This window comes from Streptomyces sp. NPDC002513, assembly GCF_053595355.1.
Genome location: NZ_JBSFXK010000022.1, coordinates 62,341 through 87,668, shown reverse-complemented (window position 1 = coordinate 87,668; position 25,328 = coordinate 62,341). Strand labels below are relative to the sequence as shown.

At 71.8% G+C, this 25,328-nt stretch carries 23 protein-coding genes; 6 read left to right on the top strand and 17 right to left on the bottom strand.

Features of this window, described 5'->3' with window-relative positions; all coding sequences use genetic code 11:
• The first annotated feature begins 205 nt into the window (after positions 1 to 205).
• A complete protein-coding gene (locus ACWD5Q_RS17205) occupies positions 206 to 1,147 on the top strand; it encodes an RluA family pseudouridine synthase (RefSeq protein WP_451427826.1) in 942 nt (313 codons plus the stop codon).
• A gap of 81 nt (positions 1,148 to 1,228) precedes the next feature.
• On the opposite strand, the gene ACWD5Q_RS17200 is transcribed toward ACWD5Q_RS17205, so the two are convergent.
• On the bottom strand, positions 1,229 to 1,636 hold the full coding sequence (locus tag ACWD5Q_RS17200; RefSeq protein WP_451427825.1) for a roadblock/LC7 domain-containing protein: 408 nt from the start codon (positions 1,634 to 1,636) through the stop codon (positions 1,229 to 1,231).
• Between the two features lie 373 nt (positions 1,637 to 2,009).
• The gene (locus ACWD5Q_RS17195) at positions 2,010 to 2,636 is read right to left on the bottom strand and encodes a TetR/AcrR family transcriptional regulator (RefSeq protein WP_451427824.1); all 627 of its coding nucleotides are present in this window, start codon (positions 2,634 to 2,636) and stop codon (positions 2,010 to 2,012) included.
• Positions 2,637 to 2,854: 218 nt separating this feature from the next.
• Here ACWD5Q_RS17195 and ACWD5Q_RS17190 point away from each other — a divergent pair, with 218 nt between their 5' ends.
• Genes ACWD5Q_RS17190 through atzF form a run of 4 tightly spaced genes read left to right on the top strand, consistent with a single transcriptional unit; the run spans position 2,855 to position 9,458 of the window.
• Positions 2,855 to 3,679: an urea amidolyase associated protein UAAP1 gene (locus ACWD5Q_RS17190; protein ID WP_451427823.1), complete on the top strand. Its 825-nt coding sequence runs from the start codon at positions 2,855 to 2,857 to the stop codon at positions 3,677 to 3,679.
• Entirely contained in the window at positions 3,676 to 4,272 is a 597-nt protein-coding gene (locus tag ACWD5Q_RS17185) for an urea amidolyase associated protein UAAP2 (RefSeq protein ID WP_451427822.1), read from the top strand. Before ACWD5Q_RS17190 ends, ACWD5Q_RS17185 begins: the two co-directional genes overlap by 4 nt.
• On the top strand, positions 4,269 to 7,784 hold the full coding sequence (locus ACWD5Q_RS17180) for a 5-oxoprolinase/urea amidolyase family protein (protein WP_451427821.1): 3,516 nt from the start codon (positions 4,269 to 4,271) through the stop codon (positions 7,782 to 7,784). The genes ACWD5Q_RS17185 and ACWD5Q_RS17180 overlap by 4 nt, the downstream gene beginning before the upstream one ends.
• 21 nt (positions 7,785 to 7,805) lie before the next feature.
• A complete protein-coding gene (atzF, locus tag ACWD5Q_RS17175; protein WP_451427820.1) occupies positions 7,806 to 9,458 on the top strand; it encodes an allophanate hydrolase in 1,653 nt (550 codons plus the stop codon).
• A gap of 355 nt (positions 9,459 to 9,813) precedes the next feature.
• On the opposite strand, the gene ACWD5Q_RS17170 is transcribed toward atzF, so the two are convergent.
• The 11 genes from ACWD5Q_RS17170 to ACWD5Q_RS17120 form a co-directional block, all read right to left on the bottom strand.
• Positions 9,814 to 12,666, bottom strand: coding sequence for a DEAD/DEAH box helicase (locus ACWD5Q_RS17170; RefSeq protein WP_451427819.1), 2,853 nt, complete (start codon positions 12,664 to 12,666; stop codon positions 9,814 to 9,816).
• A 105-nt stretch (positions 12,667 to 12,771) separates the two neighbouring features.
• Complete coding sequence (tatC, locus tag ACWD5Q_RS17165; RefSeq protein ID WP_451427818.1) at positions 12,772 to 13,722, bottom strand: twin-arginine translocase subunit TatC; 951 nt, start codon at positions 13,720 to 13,722, stop codon at positions 12,772 to 12,774.
• A 48-nt stretch (positions 13,723 to 13,770) separates the two neighbouring features.
• Positions 13,771 to 14,052 carry a Sec-independent protein translocase subunit TatA gene (gene tatA / locus ACWD5Q_RS17160; RefSeq protein WP_451427817.1) on the bottom strand — a complete coding sequence of 94 codons (282 nt, stop codon included), beginning with the start codon at positions 14,050 to 14,052 and terminating at the stop codon, positions 13,771 to 13,773.
• A gap of 236 nt (positions 14,053 to 14,288) precedes the next feature.
• Positions 14,289 to 14,483 (bottom strand): hypothetical protein, encoded by a 195-nt coding sequence (locus ACWD5Q_RS17155; protein ID WP_451427816.1) that lies wholly within the window; start codon positions 14,481 to 14,483, stop codon positions 14,289 to 14,291.
• Positions 14,484 to 14,493: 10 nt separating this feature from the next.
• Complete coding sequence (locus tag ACWD5Q_RS17150) at positions 14,494 to 14,820, bottom strand: hypothetical protein (protein ID WP_451427815.1); 327 nt, start codon at positions 14,818 to 14,820, stop codon at positions 14,494 to 14,496.
• 11 nt (positions 14,821 to 14,831) lie between these two features.
• The gene (locus tag ACWD5Q_RS17145) at positions 14,832 to 15,860 is read right to left on the bottom strand and encodes a helix-turn-helix transcriptional regulator (RefSeq protein WP_451427814.1); all 1,029 of its coding nucleotides are present in this window, start codon (positions 15,858 to 15,860) and stop codon (positions 14,832 to 14,834) included.
• Positions 15,861 to 15,876: 16 nt separating this feature from the next.
• Positions 15,877 to 16,830 carry a helix-turn-helix transcriptional regulator gene (locus tag ACWD5Q_RS17140; RefSeq protein WP_451427813.1) on the bottom strand — a complete coding sequence of 318 codons (954 nt, stop codon included), beginning with the start codon at positions 16,828 to 16,830 and terminating at the stop codon, positions 15,877 to 15,879.
• Positions 16,831 to 17,231: 401 nt separating this feature from the next.
• Positions 17,232 to 17,603 (bottom strand): FKBP-type peptidyl-prolyl cis-trans isomerase, encoded by a 372-nt coding sequence (locus ACWD5Q_RS17135; protein WP_451427812.1) that lies wholly within the window; start codon positions 17,601 to 17,603, stop codon positions 17,232 to 17,234.
• A gap of 70 nt (positions 17,604 to 17,673) precedes the next feature.
• Positions 17,674 to 18,678 (bottom strand): FKBP-type peptidyl-prolyl cis-trans isomerase, encoded by a 1,005-nt coding sequence (locus ACWD5Q_RS17130; RefSeq protein WP_451427811.1) that lies wholly within the window; start codon positions 18,676 to 18,678, stop codon positions 17,674 to 17,676.
• 126 nt (positions 18,679 to 18,804) lie between these two features.
• Positions 18,805 to 20,166, bottom strand: coding sequence for a Pup--protein ligase (gene pafA / locus ACWD5Q_RS17125; protein WP_451427810.1), 1,362 nt, complete (start codon positions 20,164 to 20,166; stop codon positions 18,805 to 18,807).
• 9 nt (positions 20,167 to 20,175) lie between these two features.
• Complete coding sequence (locus ACWD5Q_RS17120; RefSeq protein WP_451427809.1) at positions 20,176 to 21,435, bottom strand: MFS transporter; 1,260 nt, start codon at positions 21,433 to 21,435, stop codon at positions 20,176 to 20,178.
• 240 nt (positions 21,436 to 21,675) lie between these two features.
• Between ACWD5Q_RS17120 and ACWD5Q_RS17115 the strand changes: the two genes are divergently transcribed.
• Positions 21,676 to 22,689, top strand: coding sequence for a LacI family DNA-binding transcriptional regulator (locus tag ACWD5Q_RS17115; RefSeq protein ID WP_451427808.1), 1,014 nt, complete (start codon positions 21,676 to 21,678; stop codon positions 22,687 to 22,689).
• Between the two features lie 115 nt (positions 22,690 to 22,804).
• Here ACWD5Q_RS17115 and prcA read toward each other — a convergent pair whose 3' ends face one another.
• The 4 genes from prcA to ACWD5Q_RS17095 all read right to left on the bottom strand — a co-directional run bounded on the left by prcA (position 22,805) and on the right by ACWD5Q_RS17095 (position 25,322).
• The gene (gene prcA, locus ACWD5Q_RS17110) at positions 22,805 to 23,593 is read right to left on the bottom strand and encodes a proteasome subunit alpha (RefSeq protein ID WP_451427807.1); all 789 of its coding nucleotides are present in this window, start codon (positions 23,591 to 23,593) and stop codon (positions 22,805 to 22,807) included.
• A 62-nt stretch (positions 23,594 to 23,655) separates the two neighbouring features.
• Positions 23,656 to 24,501, bottom strand: coding sequence for a proteasome subunit beta (gene prcB, locus ACWD5Q_RS17105; RefSeq protein WP_451427806.1), 846 nt, complete (start codon positions 24,499 to 24,501; stop codon positions 23,656 to 23,658).
• Complete coding sequence (locus ACWD5Q_RS17100; protein WP_451427805.1) at positions 24,453 to 25,058, bottom strand: endonuclease VII domain-containing protein; 606 nt, start codon at positions 25,056 to 25,058, stop codon at positions 24,453 to 24,455. Before ACWD5Q_RS17100 ends, prcB begins: the two co-directional genes overlap by 49 nt.
• 45 nt (positions 25,059 to 25,103) lie before the next feature.
• The gene (locus ACWD5Q_RS17095; RefSeq protein ID WP_030608326.1) at positions 25,104 to 25,322 is read right to left on the bottom strand and encodes a ubiquitin-like protein Pup; all 219 of its coding nucleotides are present in this window, start codon (positions 25,320 to 25,322) and stop codon (positions 25,104 to 25,106) included.
• Positions 25,323 to 25,328: the final 6 nt, after the last annotated feature.

Below are 25,328 nucleotides of genomic sequence, written 5' to 3'. Positions count from 1 at the left end.
CTCCCGGCCCGCGCCCCTCCCGCCGGTGCGTCCCGGCCGGTCCAGCGCCGCCGCGCGGCTCGACCGGCCGGGCCGAGGCCGTCGAGAACGGCGGCGGCGACCGTCGTAGGCGAAGGGATCCCGTCAACCGAGGGAGCACCGACGCCCCCGGGAGTACTCCGCCTCGTGCCCTCGGCCGCCGGGGCACCTCGTACGCTGGGCCGTGATGCGACGCAAGACCCCGATCCCGCCCTCTCCCCTCCCCCAGCGCGACGGGGTCGATCCGGTGCGGGTGCGCCTGCCGTTCGGGCAGGAGTGGGCGACGGTGCGGGACCACCTCGTCGCGCGGCTCGCGGCCGGGGACGGGGTGATCGACGGGATGCTCGAGGCAGGGCTGATCGTCGGCGCGGACGGGCGGGCCGTCGCGCGCGACACGGCCTATGTGCCCGGCATGTACGTGTGGTTCCACCGTGCCCTGCCCGACGAGGTGCGCGTGCCGTTCCCGGTCGAGGTGGTGTACCGCGACGAGCGCATCGTCGTCGCCGACAAGCCGCACTTCCTCGCCACCACCCCGCGCGGCAGTCATGTCGCCGAGACCGCCCTCGCCCGGCTCCGGCGCGACCTCGGCATCCCCACGCTGACCGCCGCGCACCGGCTGGACCTGCTCACCGCGGGCCTGGTGCTGTTCACCGTGCGGCCCGAGGACCGCGGCGCCTATCAGTCGCTGTTCCGCGACCGACGGATCATCAAGGAGTACGAGGCCGTCGCCCCGTACGACCCGGGGGTGGCCCTGCCGCGCACCGTGCGCAGCCGGATCGTGAAGGAGCGCGGGGTCCTCGCGGCCCGCGAGGTGCCCGGTGAACCCAACGCGGTCAGCCGGATCGAACTGCTGGAACACCGGGCCGGCCGCGGACGCTACCGACTGCTCCCCGCCACCGGGCAGACCCATCAGCTCCGGGTGCACATGGCCGCGTCGGGGCTGCCGATCCTCGGCGATCCGCTCTACCCGGTGGTGGCCGGCCCCCGGCCGGCCGGTGACTTCCGGCGTCCGCTCCAACTGCTGGCGCGGGTCCTTGAGTTCACCGATCCGGTCACGGGGCACGCCCACCGATTCGTCAGCGGTCGGGTGCTCGAGGCCTGGTCGGCGTACGAGGCCTGGGCCCGGTAACGAGAGGGTCCCCGGCCCGTGGGCCGGGGACGGTGTCAGGGGGCTGCCGCCCGGGCTGACGCCGGCGGCGGCACGGAGGAGTCATACGGTCTGCCCGTCGCGCCGCGGCGGGCTCGTCAGACGGGAGCCGATGCGCAGGACGAGGTCGCGCACGCGGTTGCTCATCAGGCCGGCCTCGGCGTCCGCGTCGGCGAGGACCGCGAGGTAGGCGTGGGGGCCCGCCGCCATCATGGCGAAGCAGCCGCCGTCGATCTCGATGACGACCCTGCGCGTCCGGCCGCCGCTGTGCGGCATCTCGGCCGCGACCGCTGCCGCCAGGCTCCGCAGTCCGGCGCAGGCCGCGGCGATTCGGTCGGCCGTGTCCGGGTCGCCGCCGTAGCGGGCGATGCGCAGACCGTCGGCGGAGAGCACCACGACCTGGTGGATGCCCGGTACGCCGTCGGCGAGTTCCTTCAGCAACCGGTCGACGCCGCCTCGCTGCTGGATCACTTGCGGTCCCCCTCGTGAGACGAATCGGCTGGATCGGGAGCTTGCTCGGCGAAGGTGCTCGCCGTGCGGAAGGGGGTGGACACCGGAACGGAACCCGGCATCGGCGGATCTTCCGCATACGGGAGAACAAGCGCACGCATACGCCTCAACTCGATGCGCTACGGGCGAGCTTAGTCCGACCGGATCATCGCCATGTCATATTCGGCAAGCACCTGACATGCCTTTCGGAGCGGGAGTACGCTCGCCCCCCTTCGTCCGCTGGGCATCTGTTCACGCGCGGTGCGTCACGATGAACGGGCCTCGGGAGCGGTTCACCCTGATGGGTGACAGTCCTCCGTCACGCATGACGTGAGGGCCCCTCAGGGCCGGCGCCTCACACCCCGACGATGCGCAGTGCGGCGTCCGCGGTGGCCTCCGCGAACGCCGAGACCGGGCGCTCGGGGTCGGAGCGGTGGACGAGGATGACCCCCTCGATCAGACCGAAGACCAGATCCGTCCGCAGGTCCAGCCCGCTTTTCGGGAGGGCGCCGCCCGCCGCGGTAGCGGCGATCAACTGCCGGTAGGCGTCCTTGAGTTCGGCCCGGACGGCGTGGAAGCCGGCGAACCGTTCGGTGCGGACCTCGGGCAGCAGGTAGAGGCCGCCGAGGTTGTGCGGGCCGCCGCAGAGCAGCTCCACATCGGTGCGGCACAGCTCCCGCAGACGGCCCTCGGCCGAAGCGGCGCCGTCGGCGAGCAGCTCGCGCGCACGGGCCAGTGAGGGCGTGACCGTCGACTCCAGCAGCTCGGCGAGCAGCTCCTCCTTGCCGGAGACGTAGTGGTACATGGACGCCTGCCGCATCCCGGCCCGTTCGGCGACGGCCCGGGTGGTGGTGGCCGCGTACCCGCGCGTGGTGAACAACTCGGCGGCTGCGGCGAGGAGTTCATCGCGCGGCGAGAGCCCGCTGTCGGGCCGCCGCGCCACCCGCGGCCTGCCGACCCGCCGCCCGCCACCCGTTCCCATGCGCTCGATCCTCGCACAGGAAGACACCCGGCGATCCCGACGAGGGGCCAGAGCGCGGGCCCCAGCCGTACGGCCCCGCCGGTGAGGGGTCGGTAACCGGCCGGCAACAGCCGGGACACGGGCATGACCCGTCCCGCCCCTAATTTCTGTCGCGCGACAGAAATAACCCGGAGCAGTCACCGGATCCCCCAGTCACCGGATCACCCGGAGGTCCCGCGATGGCGACAGCGACCACCTACGGAGCCCGCGATCACGCGCGGGCGCAGGAGGGCACCCGAGCCGAGTCCATGCCCGTCGTACCCGCGAGCGCCTGGCCGGCACCGCCCTGCGCGGCGGGCCACCTGGTGTGGGCGGAGACCGTCGCCGGCGGCAACTACACCCACCGGGTCCTGGCCCGCGGCACCGAGCTGCGTCTGACCGACTCGCACGGTGACGCCTGCGCCCACCTCCTGCTGTACGCCGCCGACCGCCCCTGGGAGCGGCTGAACGTCGCCGACACGGTCAAGGTGCAGTGGAACGCCTACCTCGGCGAGGGAAAGCTGCTGCTGTCCGACCAGGGCCGGGTGCTCGCCTCGGTGGTCACCGACACCTCCGGCCGGCACGACGCGCTGTGCGGCACCTCCACCCTCGTACGCACCACACAGCGCTACGGCGACGGCGCCCCGCAGTCCGCGTCCCCCGCCGGACGCGAGCTGTTCAAGCTGGCCGCCGCCAAGAACGGCCTGGAACCCCGTGATCTGCCGCCCTCGCTGTCGTTCTTCCAGGGCGTGGCGGTCCGGGCCGACGGCGCCCTCGACTTCACGGGCTCCAGCGGACCGGGCGGCAGCGTCACCCTGCGCGCCGAGCAGGACGTCACGGTGCTCCTCGCCAATGTCCCGCACCCGGCCGACCCGCGCCCCGACTACGTCTGCACCCCCCTGGAGGTCCTCGCCTGGCGCTCGGCGGCGACACGCCCCGGCGACCCGCTGTGGGAGGCCACCCCGGAGGGCCGCCGCGCCTTCCTCAACACCGCCGAATTCCTCACCGCGAGGGGGCTCGCATGAAGACCGTCGTCCCTGCCCGCGCCGCCTGGTCGGCCGTCGTCCGCACCGGCGAGACACTGACCATCACCGACCTGCACGGCAACCAGGCCGTCGACTTCCTCGTGTACGACGCCCATGACACCGCCGTCCGCTACAGCGCCCCCGACACGATCCACGCGCAGGGGAACATCTTCCTGACCACCGGCAGCGTGCTGCTCTCCAACGAGCACACCGCCCTGATGACCGTCGTCGCCGACGAAGTGGGCCGGCACGACACGGTCGGCGGTGCCTGCTCCAAGGAGTCCAACACCCTGCGGTACGGGCACCACACCTGGTCGCAGCACGCCTGCGTGGACAACTTCCTCGCGGAGGGCGCCCGGTACGGCCTCGGCAAGCGCGATCTGGTCTCCAACGTCAACTGGTACATGAACGTGCCCGTGGAGAAGGACGGAACCCTCGGCATCGTCGACGGCATCTCGGCCCCGGGGCTGTCCCTGACCCTGCGCGCCGAACGCGACGTGCTGGTCCTGGTCTCCAACTGCCCCCAGATCAACAACCCCTGCAACGGCTTCGAGCCGACCGCGGTGGAGATGACGATCGGGGCCGCCGTATGAGCTTTGGGACCCTGCTGGTCGCCAACCGGGGCGAGATAGCCGTCCGCGTCATCCGCACCGCCCGCGAACTCGGCCTGCGCACGGTCGCGGTGTACTCCGACGCGGACCGCTCGGCGCCCCACGTCCGCCTCGCCGACCAGGCCGTGCGGCTGGGCCCCGCGCCCGCGAAGGAGTCGTACCTCGATGCGGACCTGGTGCTGAAGGCCGCCAAGGACACGGGCGCCGGCGCGATCCACCCCGGGTACGGATTCCTGTCCGAGGACGCGGTGTTCGCACGTCGCTGCGAGGACGCGGGGATCGCGTTCGTCGGGCCCACACCCGAGCAGTTGGAGCTGTTCGGCGCGAAGCACACGGCGCGCGCGGCCGCCGAGGCGGCGGGCGTCCCGCTGGCGCCGGGCACGGGCCTGCTCCCCGGTCTGGACGAGGCGCTCCGTCAGGCGTCCGCGATCGGCTATCCCGTGATGCTCAAGGCGACCGGCGGGGGCGGCGGCATCGGCATGTCGGCCTGCCGCTCCGCCGCCGAACTGACCGAGGCGTGGGAGCGGGTGCAGCGGGTGGCCGCCGCCTCGTTCACCACCCCGGGCGTCTTCCTGGAACGGCTCGTCGAGCACGCCCGCCATGTCGAGGTGCAGGTCTTCGGCGACGGCCGGGGCCGCGTCGTCACCCTCGGCGACCGCGACTGCTCCCTGCAACGCCGCAACCAGAAGGTGGTGGAGGAGGCACCGGCGCCCGGGCTGCCCGCGCGGGTGCGCGCCCGACTGGCCGCGGCGGCGCGCGACCTGTGCGCGTCGGTGGGCTACCGCTCGGCCGGCACCGTGGAGTTCGTGTACGACGCGGCCCGCGAGGAGGCGTACTTCCTGGAGGTCAACACCCGCCTCCAGGTGGAGCACCCGGTCACCGAGGAGATCTACGGGGTGGACCTCGTCGCCTGGATGCTGCGGCTGGCGCGCGGCGACCGGGACGTCGTACGGGACCCGGGGCCGCCCCGCGGCCATGCCGTCGAGGCCCGTCTGTACGCGGAGGACCCCTCGCGCGGCCACCGGCCCAGCGCGGGCCTGCTGACCCGCGTCGAGTTCCCCCGCGGCGTCCGGGTGGACGGCTGGGTGGAGACGGGCACCGAGGTCACCACCGCCTACGACCCCCTGCTCGCCAAGGTGGTCGCCCGCGGACCGGACCGGGAGCAGGCGCTCCGACGGCTGGACGAGGCCCTGGCCCGGACCCGGGTCGACGGCATCGAGACCAACCTGGGACTGGTGCGGGCGGCCCTCACCGACCGGGACGTCCGCACGGCCGCCCACTCCACGGCGACCCTCGCCGCCGTCACCGACCCCACCCCGCGCATCGAGGTCCTGTCGGCCGGGACACTCACCACCGTCCAGGACTGGCCGGGCCGCACCGGCTACTGGCAGGTGGGCGTACCGCCGAGTGGCCCGATGGACGACCTGTCCTTCCGGCTCGGCAACCAGGCGCTCGGCAACCCGGCCGGCGCGCCCGGGCTGGAGTGCACGCTCCAGGGGCCGGCGCTGCGCTGCACCCACCCCACGACCGTGTGCGTCACGGGCGCCCCGGCATCCGTGACGGTCGACGGCGCACCGGTCCCCCAGTGGGAGCCGGTGACCGTGCCCGCCGGCGCCGTACTGGAGATCGGGGCACCCGCCGAGCACGGCCTGCGGACCTATGTGCTGTTCGCGGGCGGCGGCCTGGACGTCCCGACGTTCCTGGGCAGCTCCGGCACCTTCACCCTGGGCCGGTTCGGCGGCCACGGCGGCCGGGCGCTGCGCACGGGTGACGTCCTGCACGGCGGCGCGGTGACCGCGGGCAGCCCGGTCCCGCCGGCCAACCGCCCCGTTTTCGGCTCGACCTGGCTGCTCGGCGCCCTGGAAGGCCCGCACGCGGCACCGGAGTTCTTCACCGAGGACGACATCCACGACTTCTACGCCGCGCCGTGGAAGGTCCACTTCAACTCGGCGCGCACCGGCGTCCGCCTGGTGGGTCCCAAGCCGCGCTGGGCCCGTCCGGACGGCGGGGAGGCGGGCCTGCACCCCTCCAACATCCACGACACCCCGTACTCGGTCGGCGCCGTCGACTACACGGGAGACATGCCGGTCCTGCTCGGCCCGGACGGCCCCTCGCTCGGCGGGTTCGTCTGCCCGGCGACGGTGGCGACGGGCGAGCGCTGGAAGCTCGGCCAGCTCCGCCCCGGCGACACGGTCCGCTTCACGCCGCTGGCCGACGACGGAGGGCCGCGGCCCACGATCGTGGACGGCGGGGTGCTGGCCCGGGACGGCGATGTGACCTATCGCCGCAGCGGCGACGACAACCTGCTGGTCGAGTTCGGGCCGATGCAGCTCGACCTGGCGCTGCGGATGCGGGTGCACGCGCTGATGGAGGCGGTGTCCGGGGCCTCGCTGGACGGCGTCACGGACCTGACGCCCGGCATCCGCTCCCTCCAGGTCCGAACCGACCCGGCCCGACTCCCGCAGCGGGACCTGCTGGCCGCCGTACGGGAGCTGGTCGCGGCCCTGCCGCCCACCGACGCCCTGGTCGTGCCGTCCCGGACGGTCCATCTCCCCCTGTCCTGGGACGACCCGGCCACCCGCGAGGCCATCGCCCGCTACATGGCGGGCGTCCGTGACGACGCGCCCTGGTGCCCGTGGAACATCGAGTTCATCCGCCGGGTCAACGGCCTGGACTCGGTCGAGGACGTGTACCGCACCGTCTTCGACGCGGAGTACCTGGTCCTGGGCCTGGGCGATGTGTACCTCGGCGCGCCCGTGGCCACCCCCCTGGACCCGCGCCACCGCCTCGTCACGACGAAGTACAACCCGGCCCGCACCTGGACCGCCGAGAACTCGGTCGGCATCGGCGGGGCCTACCTGTGCGTCTACGGCATGGAGGGCCCCGGCGGCTACCAGTTCGTGGGCCGTACGACACAGGTGTGGTCGGGATGGCGGCAGCGGGGCGCGTTCGAGCCCGGCTCACCCTGGCTGCTGCGGTTCTTCGACCGCATCCGGTGGTACCCGGTGGACGCGGACGAACTGCTGGAGCTGCGCGCGGACATCACCTCGGGCCGCTTCGTCCCGCGGATCGAGGAGGGCGAGTTCTCCCTGGCCCGGCACCGGGCGTTCCTCGCGGAGAACGCCGAGGCGATCGCCGCGTTCCGGTCCCGCCAGCGTGCCGCGTTCGCCGCGGAACGCGACGCCTGGGAGGCGGCGGGCGAGTTCGCCCGGGCCGAGGCGGTGGCCGCGCCGGCGCCCGCCCCCACCGAGGTCGCGCTCCCGGCGGGCGGGCGGCTGGTCGAGGCCGAGTTCGCCGCGTCCGTGTGGCACCTGCTCGTCGCACCGGGGGACCGGGTGACGTCGGGACAGCCGCTGCTGGCGCTGGAGGCGATGAAGATGGAGTCCAGGGTGCACGCGCCGATGGACGGCGTGGTGACACAGGTCCTGGCGAGTCCGGGCGACCAGGTGGAGGCGGGGACGGCGCTGGTCGTCCTGGCCCCCGCCGCCCACTGAGCCGCGACACAAGGAGCACCGATGTCCCCCACCGAGTCCCGGATCCGCGACGCCTATGCCCGGATCGAGGCCGTGGACCGCCCCGAGATCTGGATCGGCCTGCGCCCGCGCGAGGAGGTCGAGGCTCAGGCGCGGACCGTCGACGAGCGGGTGGCCGCCGGCGAGCGGCTCCCGCTGGCCGGGCTGCTCTTCGCCGTGAAGGGCAACATCGACGTCGCGGGCCTGCCCACCACGGCGGGCTGCCCGGCGTACGCGTACCGGCCCGAGGCCGACGCCCCGGTCGTCGCCCGGCTGCGGGCGGCGGGCGCCATCGTGCTGGGCACCACGAACCTCGACCAGTTCGCCACGGGTCTGGTCGGCACCCGGTCCCCCTACGGCGCCGTCCGCAACGCCCATGACCCGGCCCGGATCAGCGGCGGTTCCAGCTCCGGCTCGGCCGTCGCGGTGGCCCTCGGCGTCGTCGACTTCGCCCTGGGCACGGACACCGCCGGTTCGGGCCGGGTTCCGGCCGCGTTCAACGGCATCGTCGGGCTGAAGCCCACCCGCGGCCTGGTCCCGACCACCGGAGTCGTCCCGGCCTGTGCCTCGCTCGACTGCGTCACGGTGTTCGCCCGCACCCTCCCGGAGGCCGAGCGGGCGCTGGCGCACATGGCGGCGGCGCCCGCCCACGAGCTGCCCGCCCCGCCCGGGCGCGCCCCCGGCCCGTGGCGTGTCGCGGTCGCGGACCGCGAGCGGCTCGGCGAGCTGGACGACGGCTGGGGCGAGGCGTACGAGGCGGCGGTACGGCAGCTCCTCGCGTCGGGCGCCGAGGTGCGCGTCCTCGACCTCACCCCCTTCACCGAGGCCGCGGCCCTGCTGTACGAGGGCGCGTTCGTCGCCGAGCGGTACACGGCCGTGGGGGCCTTTGTCGACAAGGTGATCGCCGATGGCGGGGGCGGGCTCGATCCGGCCGTCGCCGGCATCATCGCCCGCGCCCGCGGTATCCCGGCCCACCGGCTCTTCGCCGACCTGGACCGGCTCGCCGCACTGCGCGCCCGGGCCCTCGCCGAACTGGGCGACGCGGACGCGCTGATGCTGCCCACCGCCCCGGGCCACCCGACCCTCGCCGAGGTCGCCGCCGACCCGCTGGGCGTGAACGCCCGCCTCGGCCGCTTCACCAACTCCACCAATCTCTTCGGCCTGGCCGCGGTCGCCGTTCCCGCGGGCGAGGTGGGCGGGCTGCCCTTCGGTGTGATGCTGATCGGTCCGGCGTTCACGGACGAGCGGCTGGCCCGGGTCGCCGGCCTGCTGCGAGCGGAGACCCGGCTGGCGGTGGTCGGCGCCCATCTGTCGGGGCAGCCCCTCAACCCGCAGCTCCTCGCGCTGGGCGCCCGCCGGGACCGTACGACGACGACCGCACCCGTCTACCGGCTGCACGCCCTGTCGACCGCGCCGCCCAAGCCCGGCCTGGTCCGGGTCGGTGCGGGAGGTGCCGCGATCGAGACGGAGGTGTGGCGTCTGCCGGCGGAGGGCCTCGGCCGCCTGCTCGCCGAGTTGCCCCGGCCGATGGCCCTGGGCAGTGTGGAACTCGCCGACGGCAGCCGGGTCCCGGGCTTCCTGTGCGAGCCCGCCGCCCTGAAGGACGCCGAGGACATCACGGCGTACGGGGGCTGGCGGGCCTATCTCGACCGCTGACCGAAGGGCTGCCCGGCGGCTGTCCGAAGCGACGGGCAGCCTTTCAGGACGCCGGCCGGCCTCCCGGACCACCCCGGGGCGGCTCCCCCGCGCATCGGGCGGCCCCACAGACCGCCACCCCGAGCGGCTGCCCGGAACGTGGAACAGCCCTTCCGGACGCCGGCCGGCCTCCCGGACCTCACGCGGCCCCCGAACCGCCCCGAGCGACTCTTCCGGACGCCGCACGGCCCCCGGCGGACCACCCCGGACGGCTCCCCCAGGCGACGGGCGGCGTCCGGACCGTCTCGTTCAGGTGGTCCGGACGCCGCCCGAGGGCGTGGGCCGGCCGGTGGCCTGCCCTGCCGGGTGTGGCCGCTCAGCCCACCGAGGAGTAGGCGACGACACCGCGCAGGAGGCTGTCGACCGCCCTGCGCGCGTTCTTCGCCACCGTGGAGCCCTCGACGGGCGCAGCCGCCGCGATCTGGCCGAGGACGTCGATGACCTGCTTGCACCAGCGCACGAAGTCACCGGCCGGCATCTCGGCCTCGCGCAGGACCTCGTCGAGGCCCTTGCCGCTCGCCCACATGTAGGCGGCCCAGGCGAAGCCCAGGTCGGGCTCGCGCTGGCCCACCCCCTCGGACTGGTTGATGCGGAACTCCTCCTCCAGGCCGTCGAGCCGGCCCCAGATGCGCACCATCTCGCCGAGTGTGGCCTTGGCCCTGCCGGACGGCAGCTTCGGCGCCATCGCGTCGTCCCCCACCCGGGCCTCGTACACCAACGCCGAGACGCAGGCGGCCAGTTCGGCCGGGGCGAGCCCCTCCCAGACGCCCTCGCGCAGGCATTCGCTGGCCAGCAGGTCCAGTTCGCCGTACAGCCGCGCGAGGCGCTTTCCGTGTTCGGTCACCTCGTCGCCGCGCAGGTAGTCCAGCTCGGTGAGCAGGGCGACGATGCGGTCGAAGGTGCGGGCGATGGTGTTCGTCCGGCCCTCGATACGGCGCTCCAGCTGGGAGGTGTCGCGCATCAGGCGGTGGTAGCGCTCGGCCCAACGGGCGTGGTCCTCACGCTCGTTGCACCCGTGGCAGGGGTGGGAGCGCAGGGCGGTGCGCAGCCGGGCGATCTCGCGGTCGTCGGCGGCCGCGGAGCGCTTCTTGCGCTGCCGCTCCGGCGGGATGTGCCCGGCCTTGGTGCGCAGGGCGGAGGCGAGGTCGCGTCGGGACTGCGGCGAGCGGGGGTTGAACGACTTCGGGATGCGCATCCGCTCCAGCGCCTCCACGGGCACCGGGAAGTCCATCGACGCCAGCCGCTTGACCTGCCGTTCGACGGTGAGGACCAGCGGGCGCGGGCCGTCGTGGTACTCCAGGCCGCGGTTGCCGCCCGCCCGGCCGGCGGGAAGTCCGGGGTCCAGCACCAGAGCCAGGCCCGCGTACTTGCCGGTCGGCACATGGATGACGTCACCGGGCTTGAGTTTCTCCAGGGCGACGGCGGCCTCGGCGCGCCGCTGGGCCGCGCCCTGCCGGACCAGCTCCGTCTCGCGGTCCTTGAGTTCGCGGCGCAGCCGCGCGTACTCGTCGAAGTCGCCGAGGTGGCAGGTCATGGACTCCTTGTAGCCGGTCAGCCCCTCCTCGTTGCGCTGCACCTGGCGCGAGATGCCGACGACCGACTTGTCGGCCTGGAACTGCGCGAAGGACGTCTCCAGCAGTTCACGGGAGCGGTGCCGGCCGAACTGCTCGACCAGGTTCACGGCCATGTTGTACGACGGCTTGAAGCTGGAGCGCAGTGGATACGTCCGCGTGCCCGCCAGGCCGGCGAGGTGCTCGGGGCTCATGGCGCGCTGCCACAGCACGACCGCGTGACCCTCGATGTCGATGCCGCGGCGGCCGGCCCGACCGGTGAGCTGGGTGTACTCGCCGGGGGTGATGTCGGCGTGCTGCTCGCCGTTCCACTTGACGAGCTTCTCCAGCACCACGGAGCGGGCGGGCATGTTGATGCCGAGCGCGAGGGTCTCGGTGGCGAACACCGCCTTCACCAGGCCCCGGACGAACAGCTCCTCGACGACCTCCTTGAACGTCGGCAGCATGCCCGCGTGGTGGGCGGCGATACCGCGCTCCAGGCCCTCCAGCCACTCGTAGTAGCCGAGCACGTGCAGGTCCTCGGCGGGGATGGAGGCGGTGCGCTCCTCGACGAGCGCCCGCACCTTCTCCCGGGCCTCCTCGTCGTTGAGCCTGAGGCCCGCGTACAGGCACTGCTCGACGGCGGCCTCGCAGGCGGCCCGGCTGAAGATGAACGTGATCGCGGGCAGCAGGCCCTCGGCGTCGAGCCGCTCGATCACCTCGGGCCGGCTCGGCGTCCACACCCTGGAACGCTGTCTGCGCTCCCGCTCGCGGTCGGCCTCGCGCAGCGACCGGCCGCGTCTGCGGTCCTGGTACGACGGGCGGGTGGCCTCCATCCTGGCCAGGCGCATGAGGTCGGGGTTGACGGCCTTCTTGTGGCCCTCGCCCTCCTCGAACAAGTCGTACATCCTGCGGCCGGCCAGCACGTGCTGGAACAGCGGCACGGGCCGGTGCTCGGAGACGATCACCTCGGTGTCGCCGCGGACGGTGTCGAGCCAGTCGCCGAACTCCTCGGCGTTGGAGACGGTCGCCGACAGCGACACCAGCGTCACCGACTCGGGCAGGTGGATGATCACTTCCTCCCAGACGGCGCCGCGGAAGCGGTCGGAGAGGTAGTGCACCTCGTCCATGACCACATAGCCGAGGCCGAGGAGGGTCTGGGAGCCCGCGTACAGCATGTTCCGCAGGACCTCTGTCGTCATCACGACCACCGGGGCGTCGGCGTTGACGCTGTTGTCGCCGGTGAGGAGGCCGACCTTCTCCGTGCCGTAGCGACGGCACAGGTCGGAGTACTTCTGGTTCGACAGGGCCTTGATGGGTGTCGTGTAGAAGCACTTCTTGCCCTGGCGCAGGGCCAGGTGGACGGCGAACTCGCCGACGATCGTCTTGCCGGAGCCGGTGGGCGCGGCCACCAGAACGCCCTTGCCCGCTTCGAGCGCCTGGCAGGCCTCGATCTGGAAGGGATCGAGGCCGAAGTCGTACATCTCGCGGAAGGAGGCGAGCGCGGTGGCCTGCTCGGCGGCGCGCCTGCGTGCTGCCGCATACCGCTCGGCCGGTGAGAGGTCCTGTGTCATCGTGCTTTCGAGCGTACCGGGCACCACTGACAACACGACGATCATTATCCGGATCGCGGACTCCGCGGGAGTGCGGACGGCCGTGGGCCCGCCGGTCTCGTCGGCGGGCCCACGGCCTCGGTCAGCACTCCACGCACCGCGTCCGGGCGGTCACGTCACATCGTCGTATCCGTTGACCCGGTCCGTGCTCGACGACTCCGGCAGCGCCCGGCTCGCGGTGACGCTCTCGACCCCGTCGATGTCCTCCGGTGTGAGGTCCAGGTCGGACGCCTCGTCAGGGCTGGGGCCCGCCGCCTCGGCACGGGACTTTCGCCGGTCGTTCAGCAGGGCGAAGACGACCGCTCCGAAGTACAGCACCCAGATCGGTACGGCGAGTGCCAGCATCGTCGGCGGGTCGGTGCTGGGGGTGGCGAAGGCCGCGAAGACCGTGATGCCGAGGATCATGCCGCGCCACCACCCGAGCATGCGCTTGCCGGAGAGCACACCTGTGAGGTTGAGCATGATCAGCAGGAGCGGCAGCTCGAAGGAGAGACCGAAGACGAGCACCATGCGCGTGACGAGCTGGAGCAGTTCGTCGAGCGGCAGCAGGTTGTCCACGCCGGACGGTGTGAAGCCGATCAGTACCTTCGCGGTGGTGGGCAGCACCTTGTACGCGAAGTAGGCACCGCCGAGGAAGAGCGGGACGCCGGTGCCGACGAACCCGTAGGCGTACTTCTTCTCGTGCTTGTGCAGACCCGGGGCGACGAACGCCCAGAGCTGGTACAGCCAGACCGGCGAGGCGAACACCACGCCGGCCATCAGCGAGACCTGCAGCGCCAGGGTGAACGGCGCGAGCAGGCCGTTGATCGTGATCCGCGCGCACTGCTGGCCGTGGTCGGAGGACTTCGCCAGTTCCTCGAAGGTCTTCCCGCAGCCGACCGAGTCGAGGATCGGCTTGGTGAGGAAGTTGATGATGTCGTTGTAGAAGAAGGCCGCGACGATCGTGACCAGGATGACGGCCAGGACCGCCTTGGCGAGCCGGTTGCGCAGCTCACGCAAGTGGTCTGCGAGGGGCATCCGCCCCTCGGCGTCCTTCTCCTGTTTGCGGGCAGACGTGAGCAACCCACATCCTCATCTCATGCAGTGGACCGGAGGTCTCCGGTCCTCACCTCAGCGCTGGGTCGTGTCCGTCGGCTCGTTGACCGGGCGGGAGCTGGTCACATCGCCGGGCGCGGCCTGGATCGTGCGCTGGGCCGAGGGCTGCTCGTCGTTCGGCGGGCCGGCCGGGGCGGACGGCTTGCCGTCCTCCTTCATCGCCTTCGCCTCGCTCTTCAGGATGCGCGCCGACTTGCCGAGGGAGCGCGCCATGTCCGGAAGCTTCTTCGCGCCGAACAGCAGGACGATGACGACGAGGATGAGAATGATCTCGGGAGCGCCGAGCCTTCCGAACATAAGTCTTTACCTTCTCACCGAGGCGGCTTGGGTGGGGGTGCTGTCCGATCAGTCGGACATGCGTCCGACCTCCGTGTCAGCGATCGTAACGCTCAGGGGTGAACGCGAGGCAATCCCTGTGCGTACTCCCGGTCTGCGGACCGCGCCTCGTTCTCCGGGCCGCGATCAGCAGGGTACCGGTCCATGGTGGCAACGAGACAGGGCGAAGTGACTGATTGCGTAATCCTTGGGGCGCCTCATATCCGGTCCGCGGCCTGCGCGGCGCCCACCGCCGCCCGTTCCAGCTCGTCCGCGGCGCGGTTGATACGGCGCGCGGAGTCGGCGACCTGCCGCCCGAGGCGCTCTGCCTCCAGGAAGACCCGGACCGCGAGCACACCCAGAATCGCGAGCCCCAGGAACCCCAGGGCGATCGCCAGCATCGGCCAGAACATGGACCCGAGCCTAGACCGTCGAGTGCAGCCGGAGCGTCCGCACCCCGCCGCCGGTGAGGAGTTCGACGATGCGCTCCCCCGCCGGCTTGCGCACGGACGCGCCGCACTCGGGGCAGGTGAAGGAGTAGAACGTCGTCCTGCTGCTGGCGCCGATCGCCAGCCGCAACGCGCTCGCGCCCAGTTCGAAACGGGCCCGGCAGTCCGGGCACCCGGCTCTGAACACCACGTCGGCCACCCGTCGCATGCCGGCGAACGCCGTCCGCACCGACATCTCCGCCGCCCCGGGCGCCTGCGGCGCACCGGCCGAGGCACCCGACTGCTCCGACGCACCAGACATCGCCGACGTGGTCACAGCCCCTGCTCCTGCCTGTCGTACAGCCCGTCCTGAACTCCGTCCGGCCCGTCGTACGCCCCGAGCGCCTCACCGGCCGCCCGGCGGGCGCTCTCCGCGAGGTCCGGCGGCGACACGATCCGGCCGTCCCGCCCGAGCCGCAGCGCCAGCCGTCGCAGCGACGCCGGGTCCGGGGTCCGCAAGGTGATGCGCAGCCCGCCGTCCGGCAGCTCCTCCGCGCTGTCGTGCGGGTAGTACTCGGCGACCCAGCGCCCGCCCGGGCCGACCTCGACGACCACCTCGGGGTCCTCGGCGGCGGGCTGGACGAGCCCTTCCGACAGATCCCGCAGCTCCACCTCCGGCGGCGCCGACGGCTCGTCCAGGATCCTGATCTCGGCGACCCGGTCGAGCCGGAAGGTACGGCGCGCCTCGGAGCGGCGGCACCACGCCTCCACATAGGTGTGGCCGACGCTGACCAGGCGGATCGGGTCGATCTCGCGCTCGGTGACCTCGTCACGGGCCGGCGAGTAGTAGCGGATCCACAGCCGGCGGCGCTCGGAGATCGCACGGTCGACGTCCGCGAAGACACCGCCCTCCGACTCGAACGTCACCGACAGGCGTGAACTGGCGCCCGCGGCCTCACCGGCGGCGGTCTCCACCTTGGCGGTGGCGCGCAGCAGTGCCTGCCGGTCGCTCTCGCGCAGTCCGGGCAGGGTGGCCACCGCCCGCGCGGCGACGAGCAGCGCGGTCGCCTCGTCGGCGGCCAGCCGCAGGGGCTCGGCGGCCTCCGCCCCGAGGGCGGCCGGGTTGTGCCACCAGATGCGCTCACCGTCGGTGTCGATGTCGAGCAGATCGCCGCCGCGGAAGCTGGTGCCGCACATGGGCAGCACATCGAGGTCCGAGACCAGCTCGTCCTCGGTGATCCCGAAGGCCCGGGCGACGTCCTCGATACGCGCACCGGGGCGCTCCCGCAGGTAGGTCACCAGGGAGAGCATCCGCCGGGTCTGGTCGATGGCGTTCGCGGATCTGGCCGGCTTGGCTGCCACTGTGCTCCGTCCCTTCTCAGCCCTTGGCCACGGCACGCAGCCGGTCCACCACGTCGGCCCGCAGCTCGGCGGGCTCCAGGACCACCACATCGGGCCCGAACTCGACCAGCCAGGCATCGAGGCCGTGCCCGTACGGAATCTCCAACTCGTCCCAGCCGTCTCCGAGTTCCCGTACCGAGGTGGCCTTCGCCCGAAGGGGGTACCCGGCGCCCGTACGCAGCCGGATCCGGGCCGAGCGGTCCGCGGTCTCCCCCGCCCAGCTCGCGACGGTCTCACGGACCGTGACCACGTCCGGCATCTGTACGGTGAAGCCGCCGCCGCGGCTGCGCACCTTGCCGGTGATCCGGGACAGCCGGAAGACACGCTCCGCGCCCCGGTCACGGTCCCAGCCGGCCAGATACCAGTGGCCGCGCCAGCACTCCAGCGCCCAGGGCTCGACGTGCCGCGGCTCGGGGCGGGCAGCGGTGGCCTTGCGGTACTCGAAGACGACGGGGCGGCGGTCGCGGCAGGCCAGCATCAGCGGCTCGAAGGCGGCCTCGTGCACGGGGATACGGGGCTCCAGGGCGCCATGGACCTCGTACGGGTCGACGTCCTCGGGCAGGCCCGCGGCGCGCAGCTTCTGCAGCGCGCCACTCGCCGCACCGGCCAGCCGGGCCTGCTGCCACACCTTGGCGGCGAGCCCGAGAGCGGCGGCCTCCTCGGCGTCGAGGGTGATGGGCGGGAGCCGGTTGCTGTCATGGCGGGCGAGATAGCCGATCTCGGCGTCCAGGTTCTCCACGGTCTCGATGACCAGGCCCAGCTCGCGCAGATCGTCCTTGTCGCGCTCGAACATCCGGTTGAAGGAGTCGTCCGACCCCGCCTCGAGGTAGGCCTCGATGGACTCGCGCAGCTCACGCTTGCTGAGCGCCCGCCGCGTCCCGAGCAGACACAGCGCCAGGTTCATCAGCCGCTCGGCCTTGGCAATGGCCATCGACGCCCTTCGCCTCCCCTATGGTGCTTACGATCAACGACCGTACCGCTCGCACGGGGCAGGGCAAAGCCGAGCGCCCATGCCCGCACGGGCATGGGCGCAAGTTGATCGGTTCCGATCGCCCGCGGCGCCTCGGCCGCGCCCGTGCCGGACCGCTCCGGGCGGGCCCGGAACCCGTCCGGGTCCGGGTTGGCGCGGTGCCGTTCCCCGGCCGTGGGTCCGGGACCCCCTCCGGGCCTCGGAGACGAGGATCCGGCTCCCGCCCGCCCCTGACGGGCGGGAGCGCACCGGGAGCGGCGAACGTCATGCCCCCTGTGACGGTGCCGCCCGTCCCGGACCGGGCCCGGAACACCGCTCGGCCGGTCCCGGACCCGAGCGGGCGCCCGCGGTCAGGGCTCGGCTCAGACCGCGACCAGGTCGCAGACGAAGATCAGCGTCTCGCCGGGCTTGATGCGGGCGCCGGCGCCCCGGTCGCCGTAGGCGAGGTGCGGAGGGATGATCAGCTGGCGGCGGCCGCCGACCTTCATGCCCTGCACGCCCTGGTCCCAGCCCTTGATGACCTGGCCGACACCGAGCTGGAAGTTCAGCGGGGCGCCGCGGTTCCAGGACGCGTCGAACTCCTCACCGGTGGAGAAGGCCACGCCCACGTAGTGGACGGAGACGGTGTCGCCCGCCTTCGCCTCCGGACCGTCGCCCTCCCAGATGTCCTGGATCTCGAGGTCGGCCGGCGGCTCGCCGCCCGGGAAGTCGATCTCGGGCTTCTCGATGCTCACGTCAAAAACTCCTGCTGGTTGGGGTTGAAGCCGTTGCGGCAAGACCGACATTCTGACATCACCGCGCGGGCTACATCTTCGCCAGGATGTCCACCGAGAAGACCAGCGTGGAGTCCTTCTTGATGCCGCTGCCCTGGGGCGGGTTGTCGCCGTATCCCAGCTTCGGCGGGACGACGACCAGGACCCGGCTGCCCACCTTCTTGCCGGTGAGGCCCTCGGCCCAGCCCTTGACGACCTGCTGCAACGAGAACGACGTCAGCTGCCCGCGGCCGTACGTCGAGTCGAACTCCTTGCCGGTGTCCCACAGCACGCCCTTGTACTGCACGAGGACGGTGCTGTCCGCCGCGACCTGGTCGCCGTCCCCCTCGATCACGTACTTCGCGACCAGGCCCGTGGGAGCCTTCACCTTGGGGACGTCGATGGACGGGGCCTTGCCGTCGGTGTTGGTGCCGACCTTCGGCAGGTTCGCGTCGTTCTGCGCCACGGCCTTGCCCTTGGCGGAGCTCTTCGCGTTGAACGAGTTCTTGATGTCCACCACGAACACCAGCGTGTCGCTGCCCTTGATGCCCGCCTGGGGGTTGCCCTGCGCGCCGTAGCCCCAGGTCGGAGGCACGGCCATCAGGACCCGGCTGCCCACCTTCTTGCCCTGGAGCGCGTACCGCCAGCCGTCGATGATGCCGCCCTGGGCGAGCTGGATGACCAGCGGCGTCTTGCGGTCGTAGGAATTGTCGAAGACCTTCGCCGTGTCCCAGGTCTGGCCCAGGTAGTTCGCCTGGATGTAATCGTTCTCCGCGACCGTCGTGCCGCCGCCCGCGATCACCGTCTTGACCGCCAGGTCCTTGGACGGGGAGCCGGAGCCCTTCGCCACGGTCGGCTTCTCGTCGAACTTGGCTCCGGCGGTGATCGCCGGCAGCGGCCCTTCGACGATCTTCGGCGGCGGCGCGGCGGACGGAGCCGAGGCCGAGGGGGACGGACTGGTGCCGGTCTTGCTCTTTCCGGATCCGCTGTCGCCGCATCCGGCGAGCGTGACCAGTCCGGCGGGCAGAGTGGCAAAAAGCAGCGAGCGTCGGCGCACGATGGGGCCTCGTATCGGTCGATCTTGACGGTTGGCGTGCGCGCAACTCTACGGCGTGCGAAGGGCGCCGCACGGCAAACGTACGGCGCCCGCGTTGCGTTCCGGCTGTCAGCGGGAACGCGTCGCTCACATTCCGGCGATCAGCTTCTCCACCCGGTCGTCGACCGAACGGAACGGGTCCTTGCACAACACGGTCCGCTGCGCCTGGTCGTTCAGCTTGAGATGCACCCAGTCGACCGTGAAATCGCGGCGCTGTTCCTGCGCACGCCGGATGAAGTCGCCGCGCAGCCGCGCCCGAGTGGTCTGCGGGGGGACCGACTTGCCCTCGAAGATCTTCAAGTCATTGCAGATCCGGGCGGCTTGGCCTTTCTTTTCCAGCAGGTAGTACAGGCCGCGACGACGGTGGATGTCGTGATAGGCGAGGTCTATCTGCGCGACCCGCGGATGCGACATCGTCATGTTGTGCTTGGCGCGATACCGCTCGATGAGCTGGTACTTCATCACCCAGTCGATCTCGGTACCGATCCGGTCCAGGTCCTCCGACTCGATCGCGTCCAGCGTACGGCCCCACAGCTCCAGGACCTGCTCGACCGTCCCCGTACGGATGCCGCGGCGCTCGCAGAAGTCCACGGCCTTCTCGTAGTACTCGCGCTGGACCTCCAGCGCGGAGGCCTCGCGGCCGCTCGCCAGGCGCACCTTGCGGCGGCCCGTGATGTCATGGCTGACCTCGCGGATGGCCCGGATCGGGTTCTCCAGGGTGAGGTCGCGCATCACCGTGCCCGCCTCGATCATGCGCAGCACGAGATCGGTGGCGCCGACCTTGAGCAGCATCGTCGTCTCGGACATGTTCGAATCGCCGACGATGACGTGCAGCCGGCGGTAGCGCTCGGCGTCGGCGTGCGGCTCGTCCCGCGTGTTGATGATCGGCCGGGAACGCGTGGTCGCCGAGCTGACGCCCTCCCAGATGTGCTCGGCGCGCTGGCTCACGCAGTAGACCGCGCCCCGCGGGGTCTGCAGCACCTTGCCGGCGCCGCACAGCAGCTGCCGTGTGACCAGGAACGGAATCAGGATGTCCGCGAGCCGGGAGAACTCCCCGTGCCGCGCCACCAGATAGTTCTCGTGGCAACCGTAGGAGTTGCCCGCCGAGTCCGTGTTGTTCTTGAAGAGGTAGACGTCACCCGCGATTCCCTCCTCATGCAGGCGGCGCTCGGCGTCGACCAGCAGACCCTCGAGAATGCGCTCGCCTGCCTTGTCGTGGGTGACGAGTTCGATCACGTTGTCACATTCGGGTGTCGCGTATTCCGGATGTGAACCCACGTCGAGATAGAGGCGGGCGCCGTTGCGCAGAAAGACATTGCTGCTGCGGCCCCATGACACGACACGGCGGAAGAGGTACCGCGCCACCTCGTCAGGCGACAGGCGGCGCTGTCCCCTGAACGTGCACGTGACGCCGTACTCGTTCTCCAGCCCGAAAATGCGGCGGTCCATGAGTGAACATTACGCCCGATCCCCCGAACTGAAACGGGGTTCGACCACACGGTTTGGATCATTTTCCGATGAAGCCGCACCCACCACACCCTCCGCAGGAGCTGCCAGGACCCGCCCGGTGAGCAGCAGGACCAGCAACGACACCGCCCCCGCGACACCCGGCACCGCGAACCCCCACAGGGCCCCGCCCGCCTGCACCACCGGCCCGGTCACGCCCGTGCCGACCGACGCTCCCACTGTGAAAGTCGTCACAAGCCAGGAGAACGCCTCGGTGACCGTCCCCCTCGGCGCATGCCGGTCCACGATGATGAACGCGCAGGCGAGGCACGGTGCGAGGAAGACCCCCGCCAGCACCGTCAGCAGGACCATGGCCACCGGACCGGGCACCGACACCAGCGGCAGATAACACACCGCCAGGAGACCCACCAGTACGCGCAGTCGCCGCTCCGGCGTGCCGCGCCACTGCCGCGCCCCGTACAGCGTGCCCCCGGCGAGCGCGCCGAGCCCCAGCCCCGCCATCAGCCATCCGTACACCGCGTCCCCGCCGTGACCGTCGGCGTACGACACCGCCGCCACCGTGATGGAACCGAGCGCGATCCCGACGAACAGGAACGCCCCGAGGAGCGCCAGCAGCCCCGGCGAGCGCAGGGCGCCCAGCCAGTGCGCGGCGCGCGGCGCCGACCGCCACGCACGCGACGGCGGCGAGACGACCACCGACAGCGCGCCGAGCACCCCCACGGCACTGAGCACGACGAGCGCGACCCGGGCCGACCACAGGGACGCGCACAGCGTCACCAGCAGCGGCCCGACGGTGAACATCACCTCCTGGGCGACCGCGTCCATCGCGTACGCGGTGTGCACCTGCTCCTCCCGGCGCAGCACCCCCGGCCACAGGGCCCGCAGACCGCCCTCCAGAGGGGGCGTGAACAGCCCGGCGACCGCCATCGCGGTGTACGCCACCACGCGCGGCTCCAGGCCCGCCAGCGCGAAGGCGGTCATGGCGAGGGCCGAGACGAGCGCGGCGGGGAGCTGGACGCGCGGCTGACCGCGCAGGTCGACCAGCCGGCCGAGCAGCGGCTGCCCCGCGGCGTTGGCCACCCCGTACACCGCCGCGAGAGCGCCCGCGAGGCTGTACGTACCGCCCTCGGCGCGCACGAACAGCACCACCGCGATCGCCGCGGTGGCGTTCGGCAGCCGGCCCACGAGCGTCCCGACGAGCAGACGCGCGGCGTGCTTCGCCCTCAGGATCTCCAGATAACCCGCGGCCATCCCGCCCTCTCTCCGTGTCCTCGGCGCACGGCCTCCGCGCGCTCCCGCGAGCCGTCTCCGCGCCCCGTCCGGGCACTCCCCGGGCCGCATCCGCGCCGATTCCGGGCTCTGCCCTAGCCCGTTCGGGTACTTTCCGGGGCCGCTTCCGGGTCGGTCCCGGATGACGTTGTACGTATAACCTCGCTCGCCATACGTACCATGTGCGCTGTCCACGAGTCCAGACGAAAGAGCAGGCCCACGGTGGCACCAGGTAGCACGCGACCCACCAGCCGCGATGTCGCCCAGGCCGCCGGCGTCTCCCAGGCCGCGGTCTCCCTGGTCCTCGGCGACAAATGGCGCGGACGCGTCTCCGCGGCCACCGCCGAACGGGTGCGCCAGGCCGCCCGGGAACTCGGCTACCGGCCCAACCTCGCCGCGCGCAACCTCCGCCTCGGCCGCACCCGTACCGTCCTCCTCGTCGTCCCCGCCCTGACCACCGAGTTCTTCGCCGGGGTCTACACCGGAGCCGCACGCATCGCCGCCCAGCACGGCTTCGGGGTCGTCCTCTACCCCTCCCCCGAAGGCGTCGGCCCCGCCAGGGACCCCTTCCACTCCGCACAGGCGGCCCTCGACGGCGTGATCGCCTCCTCCATGGCCGCCGACGCCCTCTCCGTCATCCGCGGCGACCAGCTCCCCCTCGTGATGCTCGACAGCGACCCGCACGGCAGTCTCGGCGCCGCCACCGTCAACCTCGACATCGCCGACGGCGTACGCCAGGTCGCCGACCATCTGCTCGCCCTCGGCCACCGCCGCTTCCTGCACCTCGCCGCCGACATCCCGTCCTGGACCTTCCGCATACGCGCACGGGAACTGGCCGCACGCCTCACCAGCGCGCCCGGCACCACCCTGCGCACCACTCGCGCGCCCATCTGCATCGAAGGCGCCCTCGCCGCCGCGGAAGCCGCCCTGGCCGCCCCCGGCCCCCGCCCCACGGCCCTCGTCTGCGACGACGACAAACTCGCCGCCGGCGCCTACAAGGCAGCCCGGCGCCTCGGCCTGCGCATCCCCGAGGAGCTCTCCGTCACCGGCCTCGACGACCTCGCCCTCGCCACGGCCCTCGACCCGGAGCTGACCACCGTCCGCCTCGACGCGGAACTCTTCGGCGAACGGGGCATGCAGGCCCTCCTCGCCGTCCTGGACGGCCGGGCGCCGGAACAGGGGGACATCCCCGTCGAACTCGTCGTACGGGGCTCCACGGCGCTGCCAGGCCCCTGAAGACACCACGGCCACCCGCCCCACGCACAGCGCCGCGCGCCCCGGCCGGAAAGGGCCGGGGCGCGCGGCGCCGCACCACTACGGCGTCACGCCCCTGGCGGAGCGTGACGCGGGATCACTCCTCGTTCTCGGAGGACTCGGCCTCCGCCTCCGCCTCCGCTTCGGCTTCGGCTTCGGCTTCGGCTTCCGCGACGGTCTTCGCGCCGTCCGCCTGGAGCAACCGGGAGAGCTGACGGCCCACGATCCGCTTGAACTTCCGCTGCTGCGGACGCGTACGGTCCAGCACCGCGACCTCCAGGCGCTCGGCGGGGATCTCCCGCTCGCTGCCGTTGGTGTCCCGGGACAGCGCCTGGACCGCCAGCTTCAGCGCCTCCGCGAGGCTCATCCCATCCTGATGGCGCTGGTCCAGGAAACTGCCGATCTGCTCCGCGTTGCCACCGACCGCCACCGAGCCGTGCTCGTCCACGATCGATCCGTCGTGCGGCAGACGGTAGATCTGGTCGCCCTCCGGGGTCTCCCCCACCTCGGCGACCACCAGCTCCACCTCGTACGGCTTCTCGGCCGCACTCGAGAAGATCGTGCCCAGCGTCTGGGCGTACACGTTCGCCAGGCCGCGGGCGGTCACATCGTCCCGGTCATAGGTGTAGCCCCGCAGGTCGGCGTAGCGGACCCCGCCGATGCGGAGGTTCTCGTACTCGTTGTACTTGCCGGCCGCCGCGAAACCGATCCGGTCATAGATCTCGCTGAACTTGTGCAGCGCACGGGACGGGTTCTCACCGACGAACACGATGCCGTCGGCATACTGCATCACGACCAGGCTGCGGCCGCGCGCGATGCCCTTGCGGGCGTACTCCGCCCGGTCGGCCATGGCCTGCTGGGGGGAGACATAGAACGGCGTCGACACCGGTTATCCGTCCCTTTCTGTCGAAGTCACACGATCACCTTCACAACAACCAGGCCCCGGCGTCAGAGCAAGGCGGCCCTCGGGCCGTCCGGCTGGTCCAGGCGGTGCTCGAGGACCGTGCGGGCGATGTCACCCGCCTCGTCCTCGGTGAGCCGGCGGAAACCGTCCTCGGTGATCACGGTGACGATCGGATAGATCCGGCGGGCGACATCGGGACCACCGGTCGCGGAGTCGTCGTCTGCCGCGTCGTACAGGGCCTGGACCACCAGCGTGGTGGCCTGCTCCTCGGTCAGATCATCACGGTAGAGCTTCTTCATGGCGCCACGCGCGAAGATCGAGCCGGAGCCCGTGGCCGCGTAGCCGTATTCCTCGGAGCGGCCGCCCGTCACGTCGTAGGAGAAGATGCGCCCCCTCTCCCGGTCCACGTCGTACCCGGCGAAGAGCGGGACCACGGCCAGGCCCTGCATGGCCATGCCGAGGTTGGAACGGATCATGGTCGACAGGCGGTTCGCCTTGCCCTCCAGAGAAAGCTGGACGCCCTCGACCTTCTCGAAATGCTCCAGCTCCAGCTGGAACAGCTTCACCATCTCCACGGCGAGACCCGCCGTGCCGGCGATCCCGACCGCCGAGTACTCGTCCGCCGGGAACACCTTTTCGATGTCCCGCTGGGCGATCACATTGCCCATGGTCGCCCGGCGGTCACCCGCGAGCACGACGCCCCCCGGGAACGTCGTGGCCACGATCGTGGTGCCGTGCGGGGCCTCGATGACGCCCTGGATGGGAGGGAGCTGCCGCTTGCCGGGCAGCAGCTCGGGCTGGTGCTCGGAGAGGAAGTCCATGAAGGAGGACGACCCAGGGGTCAGGAAGGCAGCCGGTAGACGCCCGGTGCTACGAGGGTTGGCTTCCACGCGTTTCCTTCCAGGTATGTCGCAGCCCGCCTTTTCACGTCGGGCTGATCCTTGAACTGCCCCAGTGCGGCATTGCAGCTGAAGCACAGTACGCCACGGACCCTACCCGTCCCGTGGCAGTGATCCACATGCATCGCAGGGGCCGACAAACAGATGCAGCAGACGCCCCCTTGGGAGGCGATCAACTCGTCACGCTCGTCTTCCGTGATGCCGTACTGACGCAGCAGGTGGTCCTGCCGCCCCCGGACGGCCCGGCACGCCTTGCAGCGCGTCGACAGACCGTCCGATGCGGTCGTGTTGCGATGCCACTCGCTGTGAGACTTCACCTCGCCACACGTGCGACACAGCTTGTGACCCGGCGGAACGTCCGCCTTCTCCCGCACGGGCCTGCCCATGGCCTCCCGGCGGCGCCGGTAGTGCGCAGCGCTGTACTCCGCCACGCACTCCCGGCATCGCACCTGAAGGCCGTCACGCCGGTTCTTGTCTCGCGCGAAAGCAGTGAGGGGCAATTCCCTCTGGCAGCCCGTGCACCGCTTCGCGGACGCCTCCCCCACCACTCCCCTCCCCACCTTTGATCCGAAGGAAAAGTGGCCCAGATTCCTTTACTGGCCACCCTTCTGCACGAATGAGCGCACGAAATCCTCGGCATTTTCCTCGAGTACGTCGTCGATCTCGTCCAGAACCGAGTCCACGTCGTCACTCAGCTTCTCGTGCCGCTCCTTGAGGTCTTCGGAAGCCTGCGCGTCCTGCGCCTGCTCCTCGACCTCCTCCGTGGAGCGCGTGGCCTTCTGCTGTCCGCCGCCGGTGTCCTTGGTCGCCATAACCCT

What these genes read in the sequence shown, in the direction of transcription:
- ACWD5Q_RS17205 (WP_451427826.1), top strand. Translation starts at nt 206, where the DNA reads ATGCGACGCAAGACCCCGATCCCGCCCTCTCCCCTCCCCCAGCGCGAC.
- ACWD5Q_RS17195 (WP_451427824.1), bottom strand. Translation starts at nt 2,636, where the DNA reads ATGGGAACGGGTGGCGGGCGGCGGGTCGGCAGGCCGCGGGTGGCGCGG.
- ACWD5Q_RS17190 (WP_451427823.1), top strand. Translation starts at nt 2,855, where the DNA reads ATGGCGACAGCGACCACCTACGGAGCCCGCGATCACGCGCGGGCGCAG.
- ACWD5Q_RS17185 (WP_451427822.1), top strand. Translation starts at nt 3,676, where the DNA reads ATGAAGACCGTCGTCCCTGCCCGCGCCGCCTGGTCGGCCGTCGTCCGC.
- ACWD5Q_RS17180 (WP_451427821.1), top strand. Translation starts at nt 4,269, where the DNA reads ATGAGCTTTGGGACCCTGCTGGTCGCCAACCGGGGCGAGATAGCCGTC.
- atzF (WP_451427820.1), top strand. Translation starts at nt 7,806, where the DNA reads ATGTCCCCCACCGAGTCCCGGATCCGCGACGCCTATGCCCGGATCGAG.
- ACWD5Q_RS17170 (WP_451427819.1), bottom strand. Translation starts at nt 12,666, where the DNA reads ATGATCGTCGTGTTGTCAGTGGTGCCCGGTACGCTCGAAAGCACGATG.
- tatA (WP_451427817.1), bottom strand. Translation starts at nt 14,052, where the DNA reads ATGTTCGGAAGGCTCGGCGCTCCCGAGATCATTCTCATCCTCGTCGTC.
- ACWD5Q_RS17155 (WP_451427816.1), bottom strand. Translation starts at nt 14,483, where the DNA reads ATGTTCTGGCCGATGCTGGCGATCGCCCTGGGGTTCCTGGGGCTCGCG.
- ACWD5Q_RS17150 (WP_451427815.1), bottom strand. Translation starts at nt 14,820, where the DNA reads ATGTCTGGTGCGTCGGAGCAGTCGGGTGCCTCGGCCGGTGCGCCGCAG.
- ACWD5Q_RS17140 (WP_451427813.1), bottom strand. Translation starts at nt 16,830, where the DNA reads ATGGCCATTGCCAAGGCCGAGCGGCTGATGAACCTGGCGCTGTGTCTG.
- pafA (WP_451427810.1), bottom strand. Translation starts at nt 20,166, where the DNA reads ATGGACCGCCGCATTTTCGGGCTGGAGAACGAGTACGGCGTCACGTGC.
- ACWD5Q_RS17120 (WP_451427809.1), bottom strand. Translation starts at nt 21,435, where the DNA reads ATGGCCGCGGGTTATCTGGAGATCCTGAGGGCGAAGCACGCCGCGCGT.
- ACWD5Q_RS17095 (WP_030608326.1), bottom strand. Translation starts at nt 25,322, where the DNA reads ATGGCGACCAAGGACACCGGCGGCGGACAGCAGAAGGCCACGCGCTCC.